Origin of the sequence: Anaerotignum sp. (assembly GCF_031981185.1) — a bacterium.
In the GTDB taxonomy this organism is placed as follows: Bacteria; Bacillota; Clostridia; order Lachnospirales; family Anaerotignaceae; genus Chakrabartyella.
In genome coordinates this window covers 1-9,376 of the sequence record NZ_DALYUL010000048.1, presented here as the reverse complement: position 1 = coordinate 9,376, position 9,376 = coordinate 1, and the positions used below count along the sequence as shown (strand labels likewise).

Sequence of the window (9,376 nt, the reverse complement as noted above, 5' to 3'; positions counted from 1 at the left end):
GAAAACATGGGGCTTATATTACCATGCCAAAACTTGGTGAGATTATGGCAAATCCTGAAAGCTTGGAATTGCTTTTAAAACAGCTTCTTCTTGAAACACAGAAAAACAAGGATTTAAAAAATGAGATTGCAACCCTTGTACCCAAAGGGAAATATTTTGATAAATTGATTGATTCTGAAATGCTTACTGATTTTCGCACCACTGCCAAGGAATTAGGGGTAAAGCCAATGGCGTTTACTCAATTTCTGATTGATAAAAAATACGTCTACCGTGATAAACATCAAAGGATTCTTCCAATGCAGCCTTATGTGCATTATGGAATTTTTGCAATCAAAGACTTTTACAACAATGGGTATCATGGTACGCAGACACTGATCACTGTTCTTGGAAAGCTTCATTTTTTAGAACAAATAGAGGATAAAGAACAAATTTAAGGTCGATTGTTTCTCTGCTTAGGCAGGAAAGCAGTCGGTCTTTTTTGCTTCTTGGAAGGAAGGTGGTTGATAAGTGAATAGCTTTATTTCGTGGATTGGTGGGAAAAAGGCTTTAAGAAAGCTGTTATATAAGCTGTTTCCTAAAAATCATACACGATACATAGAAGTATTTGGAGGAGGTGGATGGGTACTCTTTGGGAAAAGACAGAGAAAGAACTGCATGGAGGTTTACAACGATTTTAATTCAAATCTTGTAAACCTTTTTTTATGTGTAAAAGAACGTCCCCTTGCTTTTCTAAAGGAGCTTGGGTTTTTGCCGTTGTGTTCAAGAGACGAATTTGGGGTTTTGAGAAAGTTTATTGAACAGGAAGAATTTACAGATGCCTATATGGCTGAGGAGCTGGAACTGGCAGAAAAATTTATCCCTCCTCCGTCGGTTGATGAAATGAAGCTTTTGTATGAAAAGAAAGCCCAGCTCTATGAAGTAAAAAGAGCAGCCGCTTTTTTCAAGTTGATAAAGTACAGCTATGGCAGTAGTACAACCTCCTTTGGTGGTCAGCCCTGCGATATTCGAAAGTGTTTCAAAATTATATGGGAAGCCTCGGAACGATTAAAGGACGTTGTTATAGAAAACAAAGATTTTGAGGACTTCATTAAGCAGTATGACAGAGAGGGGGCATTCATCTATTGTGATCCACCTTATTTTGGAACAGAGGGGCATTATGCTGTGGGCTTTCCTAAAGAAAATCATGTAAGACTTCGGGATACTCTTTCAGCTTGCAAGGGACTTTGGATGGTGTCCTATAACGATTGTGAGTACATCAGGGAGTTGTATAAGGATTTTCATATTCGCACGGTTGTCCGTATCAACAATCTGGCACAGCGTTATGAAGGAGGTGCGGAGTACAGAGAACTGGTAATTACAAATTTTGATCCAAAGAAGATGGTTATAAAGGATTTTAGCTTTCAAATGAATCTTTTCTCTGATTTGGAGGACGAGGATGAACAGTTTGAATATTACTTAAAAGAGGATTAGGAGGAATAAGTACATGAAAAAATTGAATGAACAGCAAGGCTTGGTTGTAGAAAACGAAATGATTGAATTTGCAAATTTAGGAGATGAAGTAGTTGTTACTGCATTAGATCGCCTTGTGGTGTTGACAAAGGCAAAAATGACGGCATTGGATATGGTAAAAACCATTGCAACCCTTGCGGAAGTCACTCAAAATCTTCTTGCCATATTGGCGAAAAATTGTGGTAATTGCGAGGACTGCGGCCATTGTGAGGAAATGGATACAGAAAACATTAAGCTTCCCTATTATATGTTGGAAGTCGCAGGGATTCCAAATGATGCAAAGCTGATTGCATATGCCGAGGAAGACAGCGGAATTGTCCGTGTGGAACAGGCGGAATACGACCATGATATTGCAGATATTCCCGAGGACATTCTTAAATTGCTTTCAGAATATGGGATTTGTATGGGTGAGCTTGATGCACTGCTTGTGAAGGGGGAATTTCTTCATGGATAAGAATTATGTATATCCGATAGGAGGTGGAAAATGAGTAATATTCAAATCAAAAAAGGGTGTATTTATTACTACGGCAACCCAGCTGGATATGTAAAAGAGCAAAATGCAGTGGTGGATACCATGTTTCAAAGGGAAGAACTGAAAGAATTGCTGATCGAAAAAAATCTATCAGCTACTTGGACAGACGGTGTATTTGAACGGCTTTCAAGGGGTGAAAAGCTGGCAGAATTGAATGGGGAAAACAAGCCGCTAAAAAAAGTCCGAATTTGGCAGTTAAAAGCCGATTCGGACTTTGCTTTGCGGTTTATTTCTTTGGGAGAGAGCCAAAAGAAATTTGGTGAACCAAGGATTGAAAATTATGAAACCGTTTATGATGGCGAGCTTACAACCAACGATTTGGAGGGGATCTATACCAAATTCAATATTGACCACCCTTATGGTTATGAGGGGCATTCCCTATCTATGTCCGATGTGGTGGAACTTTATGATGATGAAGGGAGTACTTTTCACTATGTAGACCAGTTCGGATTCAAGGAGATTGGCTTTGAACAGCCGCAATAGGACATGTCAACAAAAATGTAAAGGAGAATGAATATGAAGAATAACAATCAGCTTCACTACGACGTAAAGATTCAAAGCATACGACCAAAAGGTACGTTGAGGGCAACGGCAACTGTCAATATTAACGAAGCCTTTGCCATTCGTGGTGTCAAGGTCATGGACGGCAGTAAAGGCTTATTTGTTTCCATGCCCAGTTACAAAGCAGGAAACGGAGAATACAAGGATATTTGTTTTCCTTGCACCGCAGAAGCAAGAAAGGAATTTGACCAAGCGGTGATGGGTGCATATGAACAGGCACTGTCTCAAAAGCAGGAGCAAAAACAAGAACCATCGACACAGGAGCAAGGTAGTGCTCCAACGATGAATATGTGAGATTAGGAGGATATTCAATGAAAAATCTAGCGAAAAAGGTAGACGTTTTTGTAAAGGAAAAGGCAATGCAGGTACAGTCATTTTGTATATTGCAGTCTGCTAAACTGCGGTTTGCAGCAGCCAATAATCGTGGTGAAAATTATGTAGACAGTGCCGTCAAAATACTTATTGCTGTGGTTTTGGGAGGATTGCTTCTTGCAGGACTTTATGCACTATTTGGTGATGTGGTGATGCCAACCTTGGAAACCAAGATTAAGGAAATGTTCAATTATGCAGGCTGATGGAGGGATGGTATGAAACAGAACCTAAAAAAGACAACTTCTCTATTTTTGATTATTTGTCTTGTACTAGTAATGTTTAGTGAGAGTGTATATGCAGAAAAGCTGATATTTCAAGACAGTTTAGGGCATTGGGCAGAAGATGCTATCCTAAAGCTGACGGAGGAGGGTGTGATATCAGGATTCCCCGATGGGCTTTGTCACCCCGATGAAATCATTACAAGAGCAGAATTTACGGCACTGGTTGATCGCAAAATAGAAAGAGATAAAGATGGTGCAGTCAATAGACCTTCTGATTTTACTGACATCAAGGGGCATTGGGCGGAAAAAAATATTACGAAGTTGACCAACCTTCAGATTATTTTGGAAGAAGAATATCCCGAAAAACGATTTTCCCCAGATGAACCGATTACAAGATTGGAAATGGTGAAAATGCTGGTTCGTGCATTGGGGACTGAAAATCACAGTGAAAATTGTATCTGTGAACTTGATTTTTCCGATGCACAGTTAATTGAAAACAAAGATAAGATTTATGTTTGTATGGGGAAGAAATATCACATTATCAGTGGTTATCCAGATGGAACGATGCAACTGGGTGGCAGTGCTACCCGTGCAGAAGCATTTAAAATGCTTGTGAATCAGGAAGAAGCCATGGAACAGATTAAGAGAGAGAAAGAGCAAAGTTCTGTGGTTGAAAATTCAGAGGGAAAAAACTCCCATGGAGGCAGTGGAGGTGCATCTTATGTGCCTGAGCCACAGTTTAGCTTCATTCTTCCAAAAACTGCATATGTTGGAGAAGAGATTGAGATAGCTACCAAAAGCCAATATGTAAGCACAGTGGCTTGGGCTGTCTCAAAAAATGATATTTCCGTGGAAATACCTGACGTTATGAATGGAGAACTAAAACAACACGGTGGTATTGTGAAAATCAAGGAGAGTGGGATTTACACCTTTACGGCAATGGCAAAAAATAGTGTTGGAAAGGAAATCACCTGTGAGCAAACCGTTACGGTTTACCCTGTGGTGACGGCAGACTTTGATATTCCAAAGGCTGCACATACAGACACCGGCATTGCTGTGGATTTGAAAACAGAAAATCTTGGTCAAAACCTTGTAGTATGGTCTCTGATAAAAGATGGTATGGCAGTGAAGCTTGAAAATGCCGTTACAGGAGAACTTGGTAATACAGGCGGCACGGTGCGGTTTAACAGCAAAGGTAGTTATGAACTTACTGCAACTGTTACCGATGAGCTGGGTAAGGTTTGTACGGTATCAAAGAATATCGATATTTATCCTGTGGCAGAAATCAATTTGACATTGCAGTCTGTTACCCATACAGACAAAACCATTGCTCTTAATGTTCAGACAAAAGAAGCAGAGGATATGACCTTAAAATGGTCACTTATGAAAGATGGAGAATCTGTAGATGTCGAAAGCTTCATTGAGGGTGAACTTGACCTTGGTGAAAACAATATCCGTTTCAAGGAAAGGGGTGTTTATCGACTTACAGCTACACTAACTGATAAAGTTGGGCGGATTTTTTCAGCTACGGCGGAAATAATCGCATATCCTGTAGGCTCTATTGGTTTTTATCTTCCTTCTATTCTCCACACCGATGATACGGTAAAAGTGGAAGCAACGCTTGACGAAATTGGAAACCATACGGCGATGTGGTCTCTCAAAAAAGACGGAAAAGATGTACAGCTTTCTGAATTTATTAGTGGTAATTTGACCAATGATGGCGGTGAGGTGCGTTTCAAGGAAAAAGGCATTTATGTTCTGAAAGCCTCTTTCACCGATGACGGAGAGAGAGACTATTCCTATGAACAGCAAATCAAGGTGTATGCTGTGCCAACAGTCAGCTATACGCAACCGCAATATGCACATACCGATACAGAAATTGAAATAATGGCAAAAAGCACAGACTTGGATGGTCTCACCCTTGAATGGCTTGTAGATAACAGCTTCGGTTATCAAGATTGGAGTACCTTTGTGGAGGGTTCGCTTTCTGATGCAGGGGGAAATATCAAGTTTAAGCGGGCAGGAATTTATGAGCTTGTTGCCAGAGTGACTGATGAAACAGGCAGAGTATTCCTTTTTGAGCCAAAGAAAACAACCGAGGTTTTGCCTGTGCTGACAATTGACTTCAACCTACCGAAAGTGGCTTACACCGATACTGCAATTGACCTGAGAACAAGTGGACATAACAATGCCCTCCCAGTGGAATGGTCGCTGAATAAAAACGGTCAGGCTGTCTCTTTAAGCAAAGTGCTTGATGGAACGTTGAATGCACTTGGTGGCAAGGTAATTTTCGAGGAATATGGTGAGTTTGTTTTAACGGCAACCATGACAGACTTTTTAGGAAGAAACTATACACACAGTGAAGAAATCAAAATTATGCCTGTATTGGATTTTACCTTCACAATGCCGTCAGATGTTCATTATGGCAAAAGCTTTCCGGTGACAATTTCAAATGCAACGCATACTGAAAATGCAACGGTTGTTTGGGCACTTACCAAAAATGGCGAAACAGAAAGCTATACAGGCACACTGACTGAAAAAGGCGGCAACATTTCAATTTCAAATACTGGTGAATTTGTACTTACATCTGTTGCAACTGATGTTCTTGGCAGGGAGAGCAGATGCACCCAGGAAATCACAGTGACCAACACTGCACCGACTATCACAAATCTTACAGCAAATCCAACCAGAACCGTCAAATATGGTAAATTTCTGGTGAACATATCTGCCACAGCGGCGGATGAAGACGGAGATAAATTTGAACTTGAGTGGGAAGGCAAAGAGATAGATGGTTATTATGGAGTGGGAACCCATATGGTGAAGGTTCGTGCCAAAGATATTGCAGGGGCGTATTCCGATTGGGCAGTGAAAACCTTTACTGTGGTGAATGCTGCACCGACTATCACGAATTTTACCGTAACCCCCACCAGAACAGTGAAAGATGGTAAATTCCTTGTGAATATTTCTGCTACAGCGGCGGATGCAGATGGAGATAAATTTGAGCTTGAGTGGGAAGGCAAAGAGGCAGACGGATATTATGCAGCAGGAACGCACACCGTGAAGGTTCGTGCAAAAGATATTGCAGGAGCGTATTCCCAGTGGGCGATGAAAACTTTTACCATTGCAAACAGTGCACCCACCATTACAAATTTTACAGTAACCCCCACCAGAACAGTGAAAGATGGCAAATTCTTGGTGAATATTTCTGCTACAGCGGCAGATGCAGATGGAGATGCAACTGTGCTTGAATGGCAGGGCAAAAATGCAGATGGCTACTATGCAGTAGGTACACACACCATAAAGGTTCGTGCAAAAGATGCAGTAGGCGCCTATTCTCCGTGGTCGGAAAAGACATTCACTGTAGCAAACTCTGCACCGGAACGGCCTGTGATTACCAGAACTCCTAATGGAAACAGCGTTACACCCGGAACTGCAGTAACCATCACAGCACAAAGCAGTGATGCAGATGGAGATGCCATCACCTATGTATGGGAGAACAGACCATCTGAATCTGCAGTGTACCCTTTAGGCAAAAATGTAGTTCGAGTAAAATCGGTAGATAGTGCAGGAGCAGAATCTCCTTGGGCGGCTATTATGTTCTTCGTTGCTGATTCAAACGGTTCGGGTGGTATGACTTTAACAGGCCCCGACTCTACCATTTTGGAAAATGGCATTGAAGAAGCTACTATCACGGGATATACCTTTACCGTTCCCCCTGTATCGGGCCACAGCGGCAACGATTATGGCAGAGTTAGAGGTTATAACATACTTACAGAAGCCTGGGATCAGCTTGACTATGAAACAACCAATAACGGTATCACTTTTGAACGCAGTCTAAACAGTGGACTATATTCCAAGTTGGAATTTTACTACTACACAAATCATAACTGCAGTGCGACACGTTCCTAACTGAAAAGGTTAGGCGTCGATTGAAAGGAGGATAGATAATCGATAGAACTAATGCGCCGAGAAGTGGAATGACGGAGTAACGTCCCGAAACGCTTCCCTTAATACTCCGACTGGCAATTTGAAATGTAATGAGAGAATTGTCAGACGCTCGGTGAAGTCGAGAGAGAGTTGCCCAAACAGGACAAATATGTTGCTGTGGAAAGCTGTTCAGCGATGAATGGTGCAACCTATATTGCGGAGGTCTATAAAATACCTATGGTGAGAATGGGCAGTTGCCCTGACGAACTTGCGAATGTACGGGTCTATAAGTGGTGTATACAGAAATGTATATGTGCCTTCGGGCAAGTGCGTGAGGTAGAGTAAGAATTGCACTTATGAAATACCTTATACTGTTACAGGCAGTATCCAGCGTACAGGCTTAAAGCAAGCACCTAAGGGTATCATGAACAGATAGGAGCATTGGAACGTGGTAAGCCGTAAAACGTGGAGATGATTACACATCTATGATGCGGTGGTGTCGAAGAACAATAAGAGCCTTTAATTACGGTGAAAGCGATGGCATGACCTTAAAAGACAGAACCAAACTGTTAGAGGAATAGCCATTAGTCGTTAGTGATTTTAACAGGAAATGATGTGAATTTAAAAAATATCATTTTTAACAAATATGCAAATACACAAAGCATAATCAAAATCAGCTAACGATGGAACGCCGTGTGAAATGAAAGTTTCATGCACGGTGTGGGACGGGGGAAAATCCAGAGATGATTTCAAAGGATTACCTATCGTCATTGTACAACAAATCCAACATTACATATTCTGTTGAATATTACTTTGAGTAAGTATTTTCCGATGGAAGGAGTGGTTTTTTGCAAGAAGATATAAACCATAGAAGCATAACCTTTGCTGTAAACAGCTCTAAGATGACAGGGAAGTTGTTGCTAAAGCTAATCAAGCTATATCTTGCACACCAAAAGGAACTGCCCCACGGTAAACAGACGGTCAAACAGCTCGCAAAGCACGGTCAAGGGATGACAAACATTGAGGTTACGAATAAAAATATCAAGTGTTTTGAAAAGTATGCGAAAAAATACGGCGTGGATTTTGCTCTCAAAAAAGACATTACCGAAACACCACCTAAGTATCTTGTTTTCTTTAAGGCAAAAGATAATGATGCTATTCTCTCTGCTTTTAAGGAATTTACAGCAGACAGAATGCGAAAGGTTGAAAAACCGTCTGTATTGCAAGAACTACGGGAACAGAAAGAAAAAATCAAAAATGCCGTGGTGGAAAAGGTCAAGAAAAAGGAGCAGGTGCGATGACAGATAAAGTGAAAAAACAAATAATCCTGCACATTCCGTATCTGTTCATCGGTTTGTTTATGACTAAGGTGGTGCAGGGCTTCCGCCTTGCGAATGGTTTGGATTTATCAGAAAAGCTGCTTTACATTGGTGATGGATTTGCCCTTGCTTTTAAAAGCTTTTTTCCAAGTTTTTACCATGGAGATTTACTTTTCGGACTGCTTATTGCAGTTATTATAAGGCTTGTGGTATACATTCGAGGGAAAAGTGCAAAAAAGTATAGGCACGGTAGAGAGTATGGCTCTGCTCGTTTTGGTACTCCAAAGGATATTGAGCCGTTTGTCGACCCTTTATCTGAAAACAATATTATTCTTACCAGAACTGAAAGCCTAACAATGAGCAGTAGGCCCAAGAACCCAAAGGATGCGAGAAATAAAAATGTTCTGATTATAGGTGGTTCGGGCAGTGGTAAAACAAGATTTTGGTTGAAACCCAACCTTATGCAGTGCCATTCTTCATACGTTGTCACTGATCCCAAGGGTAGTATTGTAATCGAGTGTGGGAATTTGCTATTGAAAGAGGGTTATAAAATCAAAATTCTCAACACCATTAACTTCAAAAAGTCGATGAAATACAATCCTTTTTCGTATATCCGATCAGAAAAGGATATTTTGAAAATGGTTACTACTTTAATTACCAATACCAAGTGTGAGGGCAAAGGTGGAGATGATTTTTGGCAGAAAGCTGAAACACTGCTATATACCGCTCTGATTGGCTACATCTACTATGAAGCTCCGGAGGAAGAAAAGAATTTTAACACCCTTATCGAGATGATTAATGCAAGTGAGGTGAGAGAAGATGATGAGAACTTTAAAAATTCCGTGGATAGAGTGTTTGAACTCTTAGAGAAGAAGTCTCCAGACCACTTTGCAGTAAGGCAGTATGCAAAATATAAGCTAGCTGCGGGCAAGACA

9 protein-coding genes are annotated in these 9,376 nt (G+C 40.9%); all 9 read left to right on the top strand.

Annotation, left to right across the window (positions count from 1 at the left end; genetic code table 11):
• The coding region (locus tag RTK36_RS16045; RefSeq protein WP_312048232.1) for a phage antirepressor KilAC domain-containing protein at positions 1-434 on the top strand (434 nt) is incomplete at its 5' end.
• Positions 435-507: 73 nt separating this feature from the next.
• Positions 508-1,470 (top strand): DNA adenine methylase, encoded by a 963-nt coding sequence (locus tag RTK36_RS16040; protein WP_312048231.1) that lies wholly within the window; start codon positions 508-510, stop codon positions 1,468-1,470.
• Positions 1,471-1,483: 13 nt separating this feature from the next.
• Positions 1,484-1,963, top strand: coding sequence for a hypothetical protein (locus tag RTK36_RS16035; RefSeq protein WP_312048230.1), 480 nt, complete (start codon positions 1,484-1,486; stop codon positions 1,961-1,963).
• 30 nt (positions 1,964-1,993) lie between these two features.
• Positions 1,994-2,524 carry a YodL domain-containing protein gene (locus RTK36_RS16030; RefSeq protein ID WP_312048229.1) on the top strand — a complete coding sequence of 177 codons (531 nt, stop codon included), beginning with the start codon at positions 1,994-1,996 and terminating at the stop codon, positions 2,522-2,524.
• A 33-nt stretch (positions 2,525-2,557) separates the two neighbouring features.
• A complete protein-coding gene (locus RTK36_RS16025) occupies positions 2,558-2,896 on the top strand; it encodes a SpoVG family protein (protein ID WP_312048228.1) in 339 nt (112 codons plus the stop codon).
• A 65-nt stretch (positions 2,897-2,961) separates the two neighbouring features.
• Positions 2,962-3,177 (top strand): DUF6133 family protein, encoded by a 216-nt coding sequence (locus tag RTK36_RS16020; protein WP_312048233.1) that lies wholly within the window; start codon positions 2,962-2,964, stop codon positions 3,175-3,177.
• A gap of 12 nt (positions 3,178-3,189) precedes the next feature.
• Positions 3,190-7,104 carry an S-layer homology domain-containing protein gene (locus RTK36_RS16015; RefSeq protein WP_312048227.1) on the top strand — a complete coding sequence of 1,305 codons (3,915 nt, stop codon included), beginning with the start codon at positions 3,190-3,192 and terminating at the stop codon, positions 7,102-7,104.
• Positions 7,105-7,970: 866 nt separating this feature from the next.
• Positions 7,971-8,423 carry a PcfB family protein gene (locus RTK36_RS16010; protein ID WP_312048226.1) on the top strand — a complete coding sequence of 151 codons (453 nt, stop codon included), beginning with the start codon at positions 7,971-7,973 and terminating at the stop codon, positions 8,421-8,423.
• Positions 8,420-9,376: type IV secretory system conjugative DNA transfer family protein (locus RTK36_RS16005; RefSeq protein ID WP_312048225.1), on the top strand; the 957-nt coding region annotated here is incomplete at its 3' end. The genes RTK36_RS16010 and RTK36_RS16005, both read left to right, overlap by 4 nt.